General features: G+C 72.0%; 16 protein-coding genes. 8 read left to right on the forward strand and 8 right to left on the reverse strand.

The features are described 5' to 3' along the window. Window positions 1–33 precede the first annotated feature (33 nt). Window positions 34–852, reverse strand: coding sequence for a DUF3558 domain-containing protein (locus tag ABZ386_RS26490; RefSeq protein ID WP_358966136.1), 819 nt, complete (start codon window positions 850–852; stop codon window positions 34–36). A gap of 171 nt (window positions 853–1023) precedes the next feature. On the opposite strand from ABZ386_RS26490, the gene ABZ386_RS26495 reads away from it, so the two are divergent. Beyond that, a complete protein-coding gene (locus tag ABZ386_RS26495) occupies window positions 1024–2217 on the forward strand; it encodes an RtcB family protein (RefSeq protein ID WP_358966138.1) in 1194 nt (397 codons plus the stop codon). Window positions 2218–2227: 10 nt separating this feature from the next. Here the strand turns inward: ABZ386_RS26495 and ABZ386_RS26500 are convergent, their stop codons facing one another. Then, window positions 2228–3004, reverse strand: coding sequence for an SDR family NAD(P)-dependent oxidoreductase (locus ABZ386_RS26500; protein WP_351337965.1), 777 nt, complete (start codon window positions 3002–3004; stop codon window positions 2228–2230). A gap of 118 nt (window positions 3005–3122) precedes the next feature. Here ABZ386_RS26500 and ABZ386_RS26505 point away from each other — a divergent pair, with 118 nt between their 5' ends. Further along, on the forward strand, window positions 3123–3557 hold the full coding sequence (locus tag ABZ386_RS26505) for a nuclear transport factor 2 family protein (RefSeq protein WP_351337962.1): 435 nt from the start codon (window positions 3123–3125) through the stop codon (window positions 3555–3557). A gap of 20 nt (window positions 3558–3577) precedes the next feature. Here the strand turns inward: ABZ386_RS26505 and ABZ386_RS26510 are convergent, their stop codons facing one another. Further along, window positions 3578–3913, reverse strand: coding sequence for a YnfA family protein (locus tag ABZ386_RS26510; protein ID WP_114254642.1), 336 nt, complete (start codon window positions 3911–3913; stop codon window positions 3578–3580). A gap of 165 nt (window positions 3914–4078) precedes the next feature. Between ABZ386_RS26510 and ABZ386_RS26515 the strand changes: the two genes are divergently transcribed. The 5 genes from ABZ386_RS26515 (at window position 4079) to ABZ386_RS26535 (ending at window position 9583) form a co-directional block, all read left to right on the forward strand. Further along, window positions 4079–4624, forward strand: a complete 546-nt coding sequence (locus tag ABZ386_RS26515) for a hypothetical protein (RefSeq protein ID WP_356614572.1) — start codon at window positions 4079–4081, stop codon at window positions 4622–4624. A gap of 67 nt (window positions 4625–4691) precedes the next feature. Next, window positions 4692–5768, forward strand: coding sequence for an LLM class flavin-dependent oxidoreductase (locus ABZ386_RS26520; RefSeq protein WP_351337956.1), 1077 nt, complete (start codon window positions 4692–4694; stop codon window positions 5766–5768). Between the two features lie 116 nt (window positions 5769–5884). Beyond that, the gene (locus ABZ386_RS26525; RefSeq protein WP_351337953.1) at window positions 5885–6604 is read left to right on the forward strand and encodes a response regulator transcription factor; all 720 of its coding nucleotides are present in this window, start codon (window positions 5885–5887) and stop codon (window positions 6602–6604) included. Then, window positions 6605–8023, forward strand: a complete 1419-nt coding sequence (locus ABZ386_RS26530; protein WP_351337950.1) for a HAMP domain-containing sensor histidine kinase — start codon at window positions 6605–6607, stop codon at window positions 8021–8023. It abuts the gene before it with no gap. Window positions 8024–8317: 294 nt separating this feature from the next. Continuing rightward, window positions 8318–9583, forward strand: coding sequence for an ArgE/DapE family deacylase (locus tag ABZ386_RS26535; protein WP_356502628.1), 1266 nt, complete (start codon window positions 8318–8320; stop codon window positions 9581–9583). Between the two features lie 39 nt (window positions 9584–9622). Here the strand turns inward: ABZ386_RS26535 and ABZ386_RS26540 are convergent, their stop codons facing one another. Continuing rightward, window positions 9623–10222 (reverse strand): hypothetical protein, encoded by a 600-nt coding sequence (locus ABZ386_RS26540; protein ID WP_358966141.1) that lies wholly within the window; start codon window positions 10220–10222, stop codon window positions 9623–9625. Window positions 10223–10513: 291 nt separating this feature from the next. Here ABZ386_RS26540 and ABZ386_RS26545 point away from each other — a divergent pair, with 291 nt between their 5' ends. Beyond that, a complete protein-coding gene (locus ABZ386_RS26545; RefSeq protein ID WP_351337941.1) occupies window positions 10514–11926 on the forward strand; it encodes a condensation domain-containing protein in 1413 nt (470 codons plus the stop codon). A 12-nt stretch (window positions 11927–11938) separates the two neighbouring features. Here ABZ386_RS26545 and ccsB read toward each other — a convergent pair whose 3' ends face one another. Genes ccsB through ABZ386_RS26565 form a run of 4 tightly spaced genes read right to left on the reverse strand, consistent with a single transcriptional unit; the run spans window position 11939 to window position 16165 of the window. Next, window positions 11939–13018 carry a c-type cytochrome biogenesis protein CcsB gene (gene ccsB / locus ABZ386_RS26550; RefSeq protein ID WP_114254649.1) on the reverse strand — a complete coding sequence of 360 codons (1080 nt, stop codon included), beginning with the start codon at window positions 13016–13018 and terminating at the stop codon, window positions 11939–11941. Beyond that, a complete protein-coding gene (locus ABZ386_RS26555; protein WP_351337937.1) occupies window positions 13015–14745 on the reverse strand; it encodes a cytochrome c biogenesis protein ResB in 1731 nt (576 codons plus the stop codon). The genes ccsB and ABZ386_RS26555 overlap by 4 nt, the downstream gene beginning before the upstream one ends. A 3-nt stretch (window positions 14746–14748) precedes the next feature. Further along, window positions 14749–15522, reverse strand: coding sequence for a cytochrome c biogenesis protein CcdA (locus tag ABZ386_RS26560; protein ID WP_356614567.1), 774 nt, complete (start codon window positions 15520–15522; stop codon window positions 14749–14751). A gap of 1 nt (window position 15523) precedes the next feature. Further along, window positions 15524–16165: a TlpA disulfide reductase family protein gene (locus ABZ386_RS26565; protein ID WP_351337932.1), complete on the reverse strand. Its 642-nt coding sequence runs from the start codon at window positions 16163–16165 to the stop codon at window positions 15524–15526. Between the last annotated feature and the right edge of the window lie 60 nt (window positions 16166–16225).

Here is a 16225-nt window from a genome sequence, read left to right on the forward strand (position 1 = left end):
TGCGGGGGCGCGTGAAGGGGGCGTGAAGGGCCCTCAGTCGCTCAGCGAATCGGCCAGCTGGGAGGCCAGTTTCTGGGCCCTGTCCTGCATTTCTTGGCTGTCCGGGACGACCCCGATCGCCGCCGGCTGCTCGGCGTACTCGATGGTCACGATGACGTTGGACGTGCGGAACGCCACAGTCACCGTCCGCTGCTTGGCCGTCGAACCGGAACTGCTCAGCTCGTCGTCGAGGAACGCCTCGTCGCCCAGATCCTCCAGGACGCGCGGCCGGAGCTCGGTCGGGGCGGCGGAGGCGGACGCCGAGGGCGAGGACGAACCGGACGGGGAGGGCGAGCCGCTCGGGGCGTCGGAGGTGCCGCCCGCCGGGGTGCTGCCGCTGACGGCGGACTCGGTGGCGGTCGGCTCGGGCAGATGGGCCGCCGCCTCCTTCTCCGCGAAGAGCTGCTCGGCCTGGGTGTCGTCGCTGACGGCGTTGTCGTAGGAGACGACCCGTTCGAAGTCGATGAGCAGGTGGTCGGTGGCGTCCTGGGAGTCGACCTTCCAGCGGCAGCCGACCTTGCGGTCGGTGTCGTAGGTGAGCGTCGCCTCGCCGTCGTAGGCCTTCTCGCGCTGATCCGGGTCGCTGATCTGCCGGATGCCGGGCAGGAGTTCGTCGAGCGTGCTCTGGCCGGGGGCGTCGCAGGGCTCGGGCAGGGTGCGGTAGCGGCCCGGCTCGGCGGCGGGCGAGGCCGTGCCGGCGTCCCCCGGGTTGGCGTCGTCGGTCGGGCCGCCGTCGCCCGAGCCGCCGGTGCAGCCGGCCAGCAGCGCCGCGAGGAGCGCGGCGACACCCGGTACGCACGCCTTCCGTTGCACGTGGGGGCTCCTCTCGACGCGGATATTGGCTTGCCGCCGCGGGGCGGCCGATGAACACAATGTGTATCGCACGCACAGCCGTGGACGCCGGTCCGATTTCCCTTTCGTCGACCTTGGCGCCGGTAAGTGCTCTTGAGGACTTCTGTTCATTTACGGGGGATTGAGGACGCTATGTCGTATGTAGAGATACCGGGTGCGAAGGTACCGATCCGGATGTGGACCGACCCGGCCTCGGTCGAGGAGTCGGCGCTCCAGCAGCTCCGGAACGTCGCCACGCTGCCGTGGATCAAGGGCCTGGCCGTCATGCCGGACGTGCACTACGGCAAGGGCGCCACGGTCGGTTCGGTCATCGCGATGAGGGGCGCGGTGTGCCCGGCGGCGGTGGGCGTCGACATCGGCTGCGGAATGTCGGCGGTGAAGACGTCCCTGACGGCGAACGACCTGCCCGGCGACCTGTCCCGGCTGCGGTCGCGGATCGAGCAGGTGATTCCGGTGGGGCGGGGGATGCATGACGACCCGGTCGACCCGGGCCGCTTTCACGGGCTGGCCACCGCCGGGTTCGAGGACTTCTGGGGGCGGTTCGACGGGGTAGCGGAAGCGGTCAAGTTCCGCCAGGAGCGGGCGACGAAGCAGATGGGAACGCTCGGACAGGGAAATCATTTCGTTGAAGTTTGTATAGATACCTCTGGTTCGGTGTGGCTCATGCTGCACTCCGGTTCCCGGAACATCGGCAAGGAACTGGCCGAGCACCACATCGGAATCGCCCAGAAGCTCCCGCACAACCAGGGCCTGGTCGACCGGGACCTCGCGGTGTTCGTCGCGGACACCCCGCAGATGGCCGCGTACCGCAACGACCTGTTCTGGGCGCAGGAGTACGCGAAGTACAACCGCTCGATCATGATGGCGCTCCTCAAGGACGTGATCCGCAAGGAGTTCAAGAAGGCCAAGCCGGCCTTCGAGCCGGAGATCAGCGCACACCACAACTACGTCGCCGAGGAGCGCTACGACGGCATGGACCTGCTCGTGACCCGCAAGGGCGCGATCCGGGCCGGTTCCGGCGAGTACGGGATCATCCCGGGCTCCATGGGCACGGGTTCGTACATCGTGAAGGGCCTCGGCAACGACAAGTCCTTCAACTCCGCGTCGCACGGCGCGGGCCGGCGCATGAGCCGCAACGCGGCCAAGCGCCGGTTCTCGACGAAGGACCTGGAGGAGCAGACCCGGGGCGTGGAGTGCCGCAAGGACTCCGGCGTCGTGGACGAGATCCCCGGGGCCTACAAGCCGATCGAGCAGGTCATCGACCAGCAGCGGGACCTGGTGGAGGTCGTGGCGAAGCTGAAGCAGGTCGTCTGTGTGAAGGGCTGACCGGCCGGCCCTACGCCTCCCGGTGCACCTTCGTGTTCGACGCCTGGGCGCGGGGGCGGAGGATCAGGAGGTCGACGTTGACGTGGGCGGGGCGGGTGACCGCCCACGTGATCGTGTCGGCGACGTCGTCGGCGGTGAGGGGCTCGGCGACGCCTTCGTAGACCTTGGCGGCCTTCTCCTCGTCGCCGCCGAAGCGGGTCAGGGCGAACTCGTCCGTCTTGACCATGCCGGGGGCGATCTCGATGACGCGGACCGGCTGTCCGACGATCTCCAGGCGGAGGGTCTCGGCCAGGACGTGGGCGCCGTGCTTGGCGGCGACGTAGCCCGCGCCGCCCTCGTAGGTGCCGTGGCCCGCGGTGGAGGAGACGACCACGACCGTGCCGTCGCCGCTCGCGATCAGCTTGGGCAGCAGAGCCTGGGTGAGGTTGAGCGTGCCGATGACGTTGGTCTCGTACATCTGCCGCCAGTCGGCCGGGTCGCCGGTCGCGACCGGGTCGGCGCCGAGCGCGCCGCCCGCGTTGTTGACGAGCACGCCGATCGTCTTGAAGGCCGTCGCGAACTCGTCGACCGCGGCGCGGTCGGTGACGTCGAGGGCGTACGCCGTGGCCTGGTGGCCCGCCTTGTTGATCTCCTCCGCCAGCGCCTCGATGCGGTCCTTGCGCCGCGCGGTGAGGACGACGCGGTAGCCCGCCGCGGCGAGTTGCCGGGCCGTGGCGGCGCCGATTCCGCTGCTCGCACCCGTGACGACGGCGATGCGGGAGGCTGCGGACGGGGCGGCGGTGGCCATGGGAGCTCCTCGGGCGTGGGTGCGGCCGACGTGTGCGGCCGGGCTTCCCGCCAGGATAGGCGGGCCTCGCGGTGGGAGAATGAGGGCGGGTGATCCCCTGTTTCCCTGGAGGTGGATCATGGGCGAGGCACGTGAGGTCATGGACCGGCTCACGGACGCGGTCACCAGGCACGCCGATCTGAAGGTCGTCGCCGATCTGTACGCCGAGGACGCGGTCGCCTTCACGCCGGACGAGGGCGAGCTGCGCGGGCGCGACAACATCGTCGAGTACTGGCGGACGATGACGGAGGCGGTCCCCGAGGCGACGTTCCAGCCGCTGCACTCCTACGAGGTCGGTGACACGGCCATCGACGAGGGCATCTTCAGCGGGCGCAACACCGGGCCGCTGGAGCTGCCGAACGGCGAGACGCTGCCGCCGACACAGAAGGAGATCAGGATCCGCGGGGTGGACATCGCCACCGTGCGGGACGGACGGATCGTCGACTACCGGTTGTACTTCGACGAGATGGACTTCCTCGGTCAGTTGGGGCTGCTGCCCGACGAGCCGTTCTGAGGCCGCCCCGAGGGGGCCGGTCAGTTGCCGCGCGGGGCGTACATGATGACCGCCATGCCCGCGAGGCAGATCAGCGCGCCCGTGATGTCCCAGCGGTCCGGGCGGTAGCCGTCCGCGACCACGCCCCACAGGATCGAACCGGCGACGAAGATCCCGCCGTACGCGGCGAGGACGCGGCCGAAGTGGGCGTCGGGCTGGAACGTCGCGACGAAGCCGTACGCGCCGAGCGCGAGGACGCCGCCGGCCGCCCAGAGCCAGCCCTTGTGCTCGCGCACGCCCTGCCAGACCAGCCACGCGCCGCCGATCTCGAGCAGCGCGGCGAGGACGAAGAGGGCGGCGGAACGCAGGATCGACATGCGGGCAGCTTGGCATGTCAGGGGGCACTCCGCCGGGGCGGGTGTCACCTGATGGACGGCGCCTGCGGGGGGCTTCGCGTGGGATACATCGCAGTGCGAGTGCGAGTACGAGCGCCCGTGCGCATACGAGTGTGCGGGTGTCCCGGCGGCTGAGGAGTGGGCGGTATGGGGAGAGTGCGGGTCGGTGTGGTGCGGGGCGGGCTGGTGTGGCGCGGCCTGGCGTGGGGCGCGGCCGTGGCGGGGCTGGTGGTGGGGGCGGCGGTGCCGGCGGCGGCAGGGGCGGTGGGTTCCGCGGGCGGCGGCGCCGCCGCGGCCGGTGGCGCGGTGCCGGAGGCCGATCTCGCCTACCACGGGTTCGCCGTGATGTCCGCCGGGCTCGTCGACCTGGCGTTCACGCCGCGCAACCACGGTCCGGCCGCCGTCGCGGACGCGACCGTGCGGTTGCGGTGGTCGGCGCCGCTGACCGACCGGCAGGAGCTGCCGGAGGGGTGTGCGCGCTCGGGCCGGCAGGTGGTGCTGTGCCGGACGGGGGCGTTGCCCGCGGACGGGGCGGGGGAGCGGATCGGTCTGCGCGTGCGGGTGCTGGGCGCGCCGTCGGAGCTGGTGGTGGAGCTGGAGACGGTGTGGGGCGGCGGGGCGGTGGACCGTCATCGGGGGAACGACCGGCAGCGGGTGCTCGTCCTGGACACCGGGGACCCGTACCACTTCTGAGGTGCCGTGCCCCGGACACCACTCCACGGTATGGTTGAACGGTAAACAACCTGGAGGGTGAGCGAGCATGCAGTTCGGGATCTTCAGCGTCGGCGACGTCACGCCCGACCCGACCACCGGCCGGACACCGACCGAGCGGGAGCGGATCAAGGCGATGGTCGCCATCGCGCTCAAGGCCGAGGAGGCCGGGCTCGACGTCTTCGCGACCGGCGAGCACCACAACCCGCCGTTCGTGCCCTCGTCCCCGACCACGATGCTCGGCTACGTCGCCGCCCGCACCGAGCGGCTGATCCTCTCCACGGCCACCACCCTCATCACCACCAACGACCCGGTGAAGATCGCCGAGGACTTCGCGATGCTCCAGCACCTGGCCGACGGCCGGGTGGACCTGATGCTGGGCCGCGGCAACACCGCCCCCGTCTACCCCTGGTTCGGCCAGGACATCCGGCAGGGCATCCCGCTCGCGATCGAGAACTACGCCCTGCTCCACCGGCTGTGGCGCGAGGAGGCCGTCGACTGGGAGGGGGAGTTCCGTACGCCCCTGCAGGGCTTCACCGCCACGCCCCGCCCCCTGGACGGCGTACCGCCGTTCGTCTGGCACGGGTCGATCCGCTCGCCGGAGATCGCCGAGCAGGCCGCGTTCTACGGCGACGGCTTCTTCCACAACAACATCTTCTGGCCCGCCGACCACACCAGGCGCATGGTCGAGCTGTACCGGGAGCGGTACGCGCACTACGGCCACGGCACGCCCGAGCAGGCGATCGTCGGCCTCGGCGGGCATGTGTTCATGCGGAAGAACGCGCAGGACGCGGTGCGCGAGTTCCGGCCCTACTTCGACGTCGCGCCGGTGTACGGGCACGGACCGTCGCTGGAGGACTTCATGGACCAGACGCCGCTGACCGTCGGCTCCCCGCAGCAGGTCATCGAGAAGACACTGGCCTTCCGCGACTACGCGGGCGACTACCAGCGCCAGCTGTTCCTCGTCGACCACGCCGGGCTGCCGCTGAAGACCGTGCTGGAGCAGATCGACCTGCTGGGCGAGGAGGTCGTGCCGGTGCTCCGCAAGGAGTTCGCCGTGGGCCGCCCGGCGGACGTCCCGGACGCCCCGACACACGCCGCCCGGCTCGCCGCGACCCAGAGGTGAGAGGACGGTAGGCACCCTGCCCGCGGTTGCGCGCCCCTGGTGAGAGGGCAGTAAGAAGGACGCCCCGGCGCAGCTCATCCCCTCGCGCAGACCCGGCGGCGGGGCACACTGGACGCGTGTCCCAAACAGTGCTGCTCGCCGAAGACGACCGCGCCATCCGCAACGCCCTGGAGCGCGCCCTGACCCTGGAGGGCTACCAGGTCATGGCCGTCGCCGACGGAGTCGAGGCACTGGCGCAGGCCCACCGCAACCGCCCGGACGTCCTCGTCCTGGACGTGATGATGCCCGGCATCGACGGACTCCAGGTGTGCCGCGTGCTGCGCGCCGAGGGCGACCGGACGCCGATCCTGATGCTGACGGCCCTCGTGGAGACCGCCGACCGGATCGCCGGGCTGGACGCCGGCGCAGACGACTACGTCGTGAAGCCCTTCGACGTGGAGGAGGTCTTCGCCCGGCTGCGCGCGCTGCTGCGCCGCACCAGCCCGGTGGGCGTCGGCGGCGCGCCGGTGGCCGAGGCGCCCCGGCCGGTGCCCGAACGGTTCATCGAGGCCGCCGGCATCCGCATGGACCCGCAGGCGCGCCGGGCCTGGCGGGGCGCGCGCGAGCTGGAACTGACCCGCACCGAGTTCGAACTGCTGGAGCTGCTGGTCCGCAACTCGGGCATCGTCCTCGACCACTCGACGATCTACGACCGCATCTGGGGCTACGACTTCGGTCCCGGCTCGAAGAACCTCGCCGTCTACGTCGGCTACCTGCGCCGCAAGCTCGACGAGCCGGGCGCGCCGCAGCTGATCCACACGGTGCGCGGCGTGGGTTACGTGCTGCGGGAGGACTGAGTGGGCCGTCTGCGCCGGCTGCTGGCCGGGCGGCGGCCGGGACTGGTCTCGCTGCGGACCACGTTCGCGGTGTCGTTCGCGGCGGTCACGGCGGCCGTGACGATCCTGGTCGGCATCCTGTCGTACAGCGCGGCGGCCCGGCTGGTGCGGGTGGACCAGCAGACGGTGTTCGACGAGGTCGTGCAGGACCTGCGCGACGAGGTGCGGCAGAACCACATGACGCCCGGCGACTTCTCGTCCGCCGCGCCGGGCCACGACCTGGTGCGCCCCGCCCGGACGGACGTGCAGGTGCTCGGCCCGGACGGGCATGTCGTCGACCCGGGCCGCCCGGGGCTGCCGGTCACCGGCGCCGATGTGCGGATCGCCGCCGCGTCGACGTCCGGGCGGGTGGTCGAGCACAAGGACGTCGACGTGGGCGACGACGTCTACCGCGTCGCGACCGTCTCCCTCGGCGGCGGCCGGGGCGCGGTGCAGGTCGCGCAGGAGTTCAGCGACGTCGAGGACCTGCTGCGGGCGCTCCAGCAGCGGACGCTGCTCCTGATGGCCGCCGTGGTGATCGGCGCCGGGCTGTTCGGCTGGTGGCTGGCCCGGCGGATCACGCGCCGCCTGGTCGTCCTGACCGACGCGGCCGAGGACGTCGCCCGCACCCGCCGCCTCGGCATCCAGGTGCCCGTCGCCGGCCATGACGAGGTGGGCCGGCTGGGCCGGGCCTTCGACCGCATGCTCGGGCGGCTCGCCCAGTCCGAGGAGGACCAGCGCCGCCTGGTCCAGGACGCGGGCCACGAACTGCGCACGCCGCTGACCTCGCTGCGGACGAACATCTCCCTGCTCCGCCGGATCGACGAACTCCCGCCGGAGACCCGCGAGGAACTCGTCGCCGACCTGGGGCAGGAGGCCCGGGAGCTGACCGACCTGGTCAACGAGCTGGTCGACCTCGCGGCCGGGCAGTCCGACACGGAGCCGCCGCAGCGGGTGAACATCGCCGACATCGCGGAGGAGGTGGCGGGCCTCGCCCGGCGCCGCAGCGGGCGGCGGATCGTGCTGCGCGCGAGCGGCGACACCACGACCGACGGGCGGCCCGGGATGCTGACCCGGGCGCTGTCCAACCTCGTCGAGAACGCCGTGAAGTTCGACCAGCGGGGCACGGCCCCCATCGAGATCGTCGTCGCCGGGCCGGCCCGGCCCGGCGCGATCCGCGTCGAGGTCCTCGACCGGGGCCCCGGCATAGCCGAGAAGGACCTCGACCGCGTCTTCGACCGCTTCTACCGCGCGGCCGACGCCCGCTCCCTGCCGGGCTCCGGCCTGGGCCTGTCCATCGTCCGCGAGGTGGCCCTCGCGCACGGCGGAGCACCGTTCGCGTTCCGCCGGGACGGCGGCGGCACGGTGATCGGCTTCACGGTGGGCGGCGGCATCGACTGACACACCTGTCGCGCCAGGGATGCCCTTACTCGGGCCGCGCGGACCCGGGCCGTCCGTACTCGGGGCGGACCCGGGCCGTCCGTACTGGGGCCGCGCGCGGTCGGGCTGCCGAACCGCGGCCGCCCGCGCCCGGGCTGCCGCATCCGGGCCGCCTGACCCGGCTGCTGGACCCCGGCCGTCCGTACTCGGGCCGCGAGACCCGGGCCGTCTCCCCGCGTACGAACCCCCCGGGCCGAGCAGATATGCGTGCGGGGACGCGACCGTCGCGCCCCGGGCGAGGGGAGGACCGGCAGCGTGCTGAGTGACGAGGAGGCCGCCGCCCTGGCGGAGATCGACGAGGCGGCCCTGGCCCGGACCCTGCAGGAGCTGATCGCCGTGCCCAGCGTGACGGGCAGCGCCGCCGAGTCGGAGCTGCAGCACCAGCTGGCGGGCCGGCTGGAGTGGCTCGGCCTGGAGACCGACCTGTGGTCCATGGACCTGGCCGCCCTGCGGGCCCACCCGGACTTCCCGGGCACGGAGGCGCCCCGCGACGAGGCCTGGGGCCTGGTCGGTACCACCCCCGACGGCGGCGACGGGCCCACCCTGATCCTCCAGGGCCACGTCGACGTCGTACCGCCCGGCGACCTCGCCGCTTGGGACGGCGACCCGTTCGTGCCCCGGGTGACCGGGGACGTCGTCCACGGGCGCGGCGCCTGCGACATGAAGGCCGGCATAGCCGCGCACCTCGCCGCGCTGGCCGCGATCCGCGCGGCCGGGATCCGCCTGCGCGGCCGGATCGCCGCGCACTTCGTCGTCGGCGAGGAGGACGGCGGCCTCGGTGCCTTCGGCACCCTCCAGCGGGGCCACGGCGGCGACGCCTGCGTCATCGCCGAACCCACCGCGGGCACGCTGATCACCGCCAACGCCGGTGCCCTGACGTTCCGCGTCACCGTGCCCGGCCGGGCCGCCCACGCCAGTTCCCGGGAGCGGGGCGTGAGCGCGATCGACGCGTACCTGCCCCTGCACCAGGCCCTGGCCCGCCTGGAGACCGTACGCAACACCGACCCGGACCCGCTCCTGGCCGAGTACCCCATCCCCTACGCGCTCTCCGTCGGCACGGTGCGCTCCGGCGACTGGGCGAGCAGCGTGCCCGACCTGCTCGTCGCCGAGGGCCGGCTCGGCGTACGCCTCGACGAGGACCCGGCCGAGGCGCGCCGCGCCCTGGAGGAGTGCGTCGCCGAGGCCTGCGCCGCCGACCCCTGGCTCCGCGCCCACCCGCCGGCCGTGACCTGGCCCGGCGGCCAGTTCGCCCCCGGCCGCCTGCCCGCCGGCCACCCCCTGCCCGGCGTTCTGCGCGGCGCCTGGTCCGACACGGCGGGCGGCCCCGCCCTGCGCGAACGCGGCGCGACGTACGGCAGCGACCTGCGGCTGTACGCCGGGGCCGGCATCCCCACGCTGCAGTTCGGGCCGGGGGACATCCAGGTGGCCCACAGCGCGGCGGAACGGGTGTCGCTACGGGAGGTGGTGGCGGTGACGCGGGCGCTGGTGGTCGGGGCGCTGCGGGTGGTCGGCACGAAGTGACCACCACCCGGCGGACGCCACGGCGCCCGAGACGGTCGGTCAGCTCGCGGCCCCGCACCGCAGCGCGTGCTGGAGATGAAACCGCCCGCCGTGCGTGAGCCGCACCCCCGGCGTTCCCGAGAAAATCTCGTGCCCCTGGTCGTGGTCGCCCGCCTCGGCGGCCTCTTGGTGGGCCTCGACACTCGTCCACTCGGTGTAGAGCAGTACGCGGCTGCCGTCGACGCTGTGCAGGAAGTGGGCGGAGATGGCCCCGGGGTGGCCGTCGTCCCGCGGCTGGGCAGCGATCACCGCGTCGGTGAAGAAGCGCTGCCGCTCGGGCCCGTCGACATCGAAGGCAGCGGTGATGAGGCAGCCCGGGACACGGGTCTCGTGGTCTTCGGCCAGGCTGCGGTCGAGGCGGTAGCGGGGCGGGCCGGCGAACGGAACCGCCGTGTCGTCGTCCCACTGGGCGAGCGTCAGCACGGTCTCCCCGTCCGTGCTCAGGAACCAGCTGACGGCGGCGAGGCCCGGCGGCGGGGTCTCCAGCGCTCCCGACTCGGCTGCCACGAGCGCCCGTTGGCGGTCGGGGCCGTCGGCGTGCCGTGTGCCGATGACCAGCGTGCCGGGGCGGGTGAGATCCGGGAAGAGGGCGGTGGGCACGGGAGGGCTCCTTCTCGTACGGACGCGGGGCGGCGGTGGAACCGTGATCGTGCCCGAGGGCGCCGTGGGACGGTCAACTGCTTTACGCACGCCGGGGGCCCGGGGGCGGTACAAAAACCCGCTGATCTGCTGGTATGCCGAACGCCGTCAACCGGCGGGCGACGGCGCGGCCTCGTATCGCCGTTCGAGATGCCATTCGTTCCCCTGAAATGTGGCGACACCCGGTGTGGCCGGTCGCGGGCTCGGCATTCCCTTGATCGGGTCTGTCCCATCTGCGAACGGAGACGCCCCGTGCGAATGACTGACATCCAGCGCTGCGAGGTCCGGCCTGGACGACTCGTCGAATGGACGCTCAGTCCGGCGACCGTCGCGACGGCGAAGGGCCTGCCGGAGGACTCCCGGCCGCCCGCCTACATCCAGGAGTCGCACCTGCGGACCGCGCGGACCGTGCGCGACGACGGCCTGTTCGTGCCGACCTGGATCGGCGCCGCCTTCGACCTCCCGGGCCGGGCCGACCTCGACGCCCTGGGCGAGGCGCTGCGCGGCTGGACCCTGCGGCACGAGACACTGCGCAGCGGCTTCCGCTGGGCGGGCGGCTCCGGCGACGAGCTGCGCCGCTTCACCCTCGACGCCGACGCCGTGTCCCTGCACCGCGAGGACGTCGGCGACTTCACCGACCCCGCGGCCCTGGCCCAGCACCTCCAGGACCGCTTCGACACCACGGCGGACGCCCTGCGCTGGCCCAACCTCATCTACACGGCCGTTCTCCGGGACGACAGCACCAGCGTGTACCTGGCCTTCGACCACAGCAACGTCGACGCGTTCTCGATCTACCGCATGCCGGCCGAGATCCGCGAGCTGTACGCCGCCCACCGCACCGGCCGCGCCCCGGACCAGGCGCCGGTCAGCAGCTACGTCGACTTCTGCGAGGCCGAGCGGGCGGACGCGGACCGGATGGACGCCGACCACGAGATCGTCGCCCGCTGGCGGGAGTTCATCCAGCGCTGCGACGGGCGGCTGCCGAGCTTCCCCGTCGACCTCGGCTTGGAGCCCGGCGGTGCGCTGCCCACCCAGAAGCTGATGCGGGAGATGCTCGTGGACGCGGACGCCGCCGCCGCGTTCGAGGCGTACTGCCGCCCCTGCGGCGGAACCCAGGTCGGGCTGCTGGCGGCGACCGCGCTGATCGTCCACGAGATCGGCGGCGAGTCCGTCTACCGCACCGTGGTGCCCTTCCACACCCGGGCGAGGTCGGCGTACTCGGACTCCGTCGGCTGGTACGTCGGCGGCGCGCCGATCGAGGTGCCCGTGGCCCGCACGCCCGACTTCCCGGCCGCGCTGACGACCGTGCGCAACGCGCTGCACACCGCCCGGCCGCTGGCCCGCATGCCGCTCGCCCGGGTGCTGCGGCTGCTGGGCGCCGACTTCCGGCCGACCTCCCCGGACATGTACTCGATCGTGTCGTACACCGACACCCGGGCCATCCCGGACTCCACGACCTGGACCGAGCGCAACGCCTACGGCCTGATCAGGGTCTCCTACGGCGACCAGGTGTGCGCCTGGGTGACCCGGCTGCACGAGGGGCTGTGGTTCGCGGCCCGCCACCCGGACACCGACGTCGCCCACAAGAACCTGCGGCTGTACGCCGACCGGCTGCGCGACATCATCCTGTCGGTCGCGGACCGCGCTCCCCACACCAGGCGGTGAGCCGCCCCGGGCCTACACGCCCGCGTACGAGTGCTTGCCGGAGACGAAGATGTTCACGCCGTAGTAGTTGAACAGCCAGCAGCCGAAGGCGAGCAGGGCCAGGTAGGCGGCCTTGCGGCCCTTCCAGCCGGCCGTGGCGCGGGCGTGCAGGTAACCGGCGTAGGCGACCCAGGTGATGAAGGACCAGGTCTCCTTGGGGTCCCAGCCCCAGTAGCGGCCCCAGGCGTCGCCGGCCCAGATGGCGCCCGCGATGATCGTGAACGTCCACAGGGGGAAGACGGCCGCGTTGACGCGGTAGGAGAACTTGTCGAGGGAGGCGGAGGAGGGCAGCCGCTCCAGCACCGAGGTGGCGAAGGTGCCGGGCGTGCCGCCGCTCGCCAGCTTGTTCTCGTAGGAGTCCTTGAAGAGGTACAGGATCGTGCCGACCGCGCCCACGTAGAACACCGCGCCGCAGAAGATCGCCGTGGAGACGTGGATGTACAGCCAGTACGAGTGCAGCGCCGGGACGAGCTGGTCGCTGGCGGTGTACAGGACCGTGACGGCGAGGCCCAGGTCGAGCAGGACGGTGGTGGTCAGGAACAGGCCGAGCCAGCGGACGTTCTTCTTCAGCGCCAGCAGGCCGAGGTAGACCCCGACCGCGACCGTGGAGAACGTGATGTTGAACTCGTACATGTTGCCCCACGGCGCCCGCTCCACCGAGGCCGCGCGGGCGATGACGCCGCCCAGCTCGATCAGGAAGGCGAGCACGGTGAGGGAGATGGCGATCCGTCCGTAGAGGTCGCCCTGTTCGTCACCGCCGTGGGCGCCGGGCCCGTCCGGCACGTCGCGCTGACCGGCCGCGGCCCGCACGGTGACCTTGGGCCGCTCCAGCACGGCGGTGCCGCCCGCCTGGTTCACGGTGACGGCGGGCGCCTTCTTGGCCGCCTGCTCGGTGGTGAGCGCGGCGGCGGTCCGGGCGACCTTGCTGCGGCTGCCGAAGAGCCACTCCGCGATGTACGCGAAGAAGGCCAGGGTGTAGACGGCCATCGCGGAGTAGATCAGCGTGTTGCTGATATTGGCGAGATGTTCGTTGGTGGCGGCGGCGAGAGTCACTTCTTCTCAGCCCCTTCGGCAGGTACGGGGGTTTCGGTGCCCGGCTCCTGGTCGGGGTCGGGGGAATCTGCGGGGTCGGATGCTCCGGGCGCCCGGTCGTACAGGATCCCGGCGAGGTCGCCCAGTTCCTCGGGGACCTTGGCCGACTCGCTGCGGCCGAGGCCCGCCATCTCGACGACGGTGACGCCGTCGGCGCCCCGGACCGCGCGGACCCAGACGCGGCGGCGCTGGATGAACAGCGAGCCGGCCAGGCCGAAGATCGCGGCGATGGCACCGCCCAGGGCCCAGCCGCTGGCGGGCTGCTGGGTGATCTGGAACTGCGCCCACTCCTTGATGTCCTTCTCGAATGTGATCGAGCCGGCGCCGTTCGGCAGCTGCATCGTCTGGCCGGGCCTGAGCAGCTTCTTCAGCAGCTGGCCCTTGGAGTCCTTGAACTCCTTCATGTTGGTCTTGTCGAGCTGGTACACGCTCTGCGGCAGGCCCGAGTCGACACCCAGGTCGCCGTGGTAGGCGTTCAGCGCGAGGACCGGGCGGGTCAGCGCCGGGAACTGGGAGACCATCGCGCCGCCGTTGTAGGTGGGCACGAAGAACGCCTGGAAGCCGAGCTGCTCCTTCTGGCCCTGGGCGTTGCGGTAGCCGTCCATGACCTTGATGGCGCCCGAGGAGGTCGCGAAGCCGTCCAGCGGGAGCAGCGGCACGGCGTCGCGGTAGACGACGTTCCCCTTGCCGTCGCGGACGGTGACGACCGGGGCGTAGCCGTGGCTGGCGAGGTAGACCTTGGTGTCGCCGATGGTGAGCGGCTCGTTGACCTTGATGGTCTTGTGCTCGTCCTTGCCGTAGGCGCCCACGCTGTAGTCGACCGTCGCCTGGTAGGTGCGCGGGGTGCCGCGGTTCGGGCCGCTCGCCTCGTAGGTGCCCTCGAAGTCCTTCAGGCGGAAGCTGAAGGGGTTCAGGTCGTCCTGGGTGAAGAGGTTCCCGGACTTGAAGTCGTCGTACTGGGTGAGGGTGTTGGAGAAGCCGTCGCCCTCGACGACCAGTTTGAAGCCCTCGGCCTTGAACAGCTGGCCCCAGGCGAAGGCGACCAGCATCACGATGAGGGCGAGATGGAAGACGAGGTTGCCGACCTCGCGCAGGTAGCCCTTCTCGGCGGCGACCGCGTCACCGGCGAGGTGCGCGCGGAAGCGGCGCTTCTTCAGCAGGGCGAGCGCGGCCTCGCGGACCTGCTCGGGCTCGGCCGTCGTGCGCCACGTGGTGTGGGCGGGCAGCCGGGTCAGCCGCTTGGGAGCGCCCGGCGGGCGGCCGCGCAGCTGGCCGACGAACTGCCAGGTGCGGGGCACGATGCAGCCGATGAGCGAGACGAACAGCAGGATGTAGATCGCGGAGAACCACACCGAGCTGTAGACGTGGAACATCCCGAGCTTGTCGTAGATGTCGCCGAGGGTGGGATTGTTCTTGCGGAACTCGGCGACCTTGGTGGCGTCGATGCCGGTCTGCGGGATGAGCGAGCCGGGGATCGCGCCGAGCGACAGCAGCAGGAGCAGCAGCAGCGCGACCCGCATGGAGGTGAGCTGCCGCCAGAACCAGCGGACCCAGCCGATGACCCCGAGGGAGGGCAGGCCCGGCCCGTCCTCCTTGGGGGCGGTGGACAGCTGCGATCCCGCGTCGCCGAGGTCCTGGTCCTCCGGGCCGCCGGCGGGGGCCGGGTCGGTGGTGCTGGTCTTGCTCATCGATCAGATCCCCACAGTGAAGCCGTTGGACCAGGTCTGCATCTCCTGCACGATGCGGTCCCAGGCGCCGGTCAGCAGCAGCAGACCGGTGACGATCATCATGCTGCCGCCGATGCGCATCACCCAGACGTAGTGGCGCTTGACCCAGCTGAAGGCGCCGAGGGCCTTGCGGAAGGCGACCGCGGCGAGCACGAAGGGCACGCCGAGACCGAGACAGTACGCGACGGTCAGTAGGGCCCCGCGGCCCGCGCTGCCCTGGTCCTGGGACAGGATCAGCACGGAGGACAGGGTGGGTCCGATGCACGGCGTCCAGCCGATCCCGAACAGCGCGCCCAGCAGCGGCGCCCCGACGAGCCCGGTCACGGGCCGCTTGTGGAGGCGGAACTCGCGCTGCGTCATCCAGGGCATCAGCCCCATGAAGAACACACCCATGAGGATCATGAGCCCGCCCAGCACCTTGGACAGCACGCCCCGGTTGGCCTGGAGCGTGTCGCCGAAGTAGCCGAACAGCGCCCCGGAGGAGACGAACACGGCGGTGAAGCCGAGCACGAACAGGGAGGCACCCGCGACCATCCGGCCGCGCCGGGCCTCGGCCAGGTCGGTGCCGGTGACGCCGGTCACGTACGACAGGTAGCCGGGGACGAGCGGCAGGACGCACGGCGAGAAGAAGGAGACGAGACCGCCGAGGAGCGCGATGGGCAGGGCCACCAGCAGGGCGCCGTTGAGCACCGTGCCGTTGTAGCCCGTCGCCGCGAGCGTGGTGACTGCCGGGGTCACGTCACTTCTCCGCGAGGACCGGGGCGATCATCTTGCGCAGCTTCTCCTCGCTCAGGGCCTGCAGCGAGCGGGCGGCGATCCTGCCCTCCCGGTCGAAGACGAGCGTGGAGGGGATCGCCTGCGGGTTGAGGGTGCCGCGCTTGAAGCGGAGCATCAGCTTGCCCGTCGGGTCGTACAGGCTCGGGTACGTCACCCCGTACGCCTTCTCGAAGGCGAGGGCCGGGCCGGTGCTGGTGTCGCGGGTGTTGATGCCGACGAACTGGACGCCCTTGCCCTTGAGGTCCTTCCACACCTTCTCGAAGCCGGGCGCCTCGGCGCGGCAGGGCGGGCACCAGGAGCCCCAGACGTTGACGACGACGACCTTGCCCTTGTAGTCGGCGACGTCGAGCTGCTTGCCGTCGATGGTCTTGCCGGACAGGTCCGGGGCGTCCGCGCGCTCGCCCTTGTCCGCGGTGGCGATGCCGTCCTTGCCCAGGACGAAGTTGGTGTCACCGCCTCCGCTGGACGTACCGCCCGAGCTGCACGCGGACAGGGTCAGCGCCGCCGCCGCGGCACCGGCGGTGAGCAGGGTGGCACGGCGGGGGCCCGTGAAGGTGCGACGGGTGCGGTTCGAGCGCAGGGGGGCGCGGCTGGCGGCACTCATGTGAAAAGTTTCGCATGTCCGTTCTGGGGATCTCGCCCACCCCCCTTGCGGGCGGAAAAC

Origin of the sequence: Streptomyces sp. NPDC006140 (genome assembly GCF_040628815.1) — a bacterium.
Taxonomy (GTDB): Bacteria; Actinomycetota; Actinomycetes; order Streptomycetales; family Streptomycetaceae; genus Streptomyces.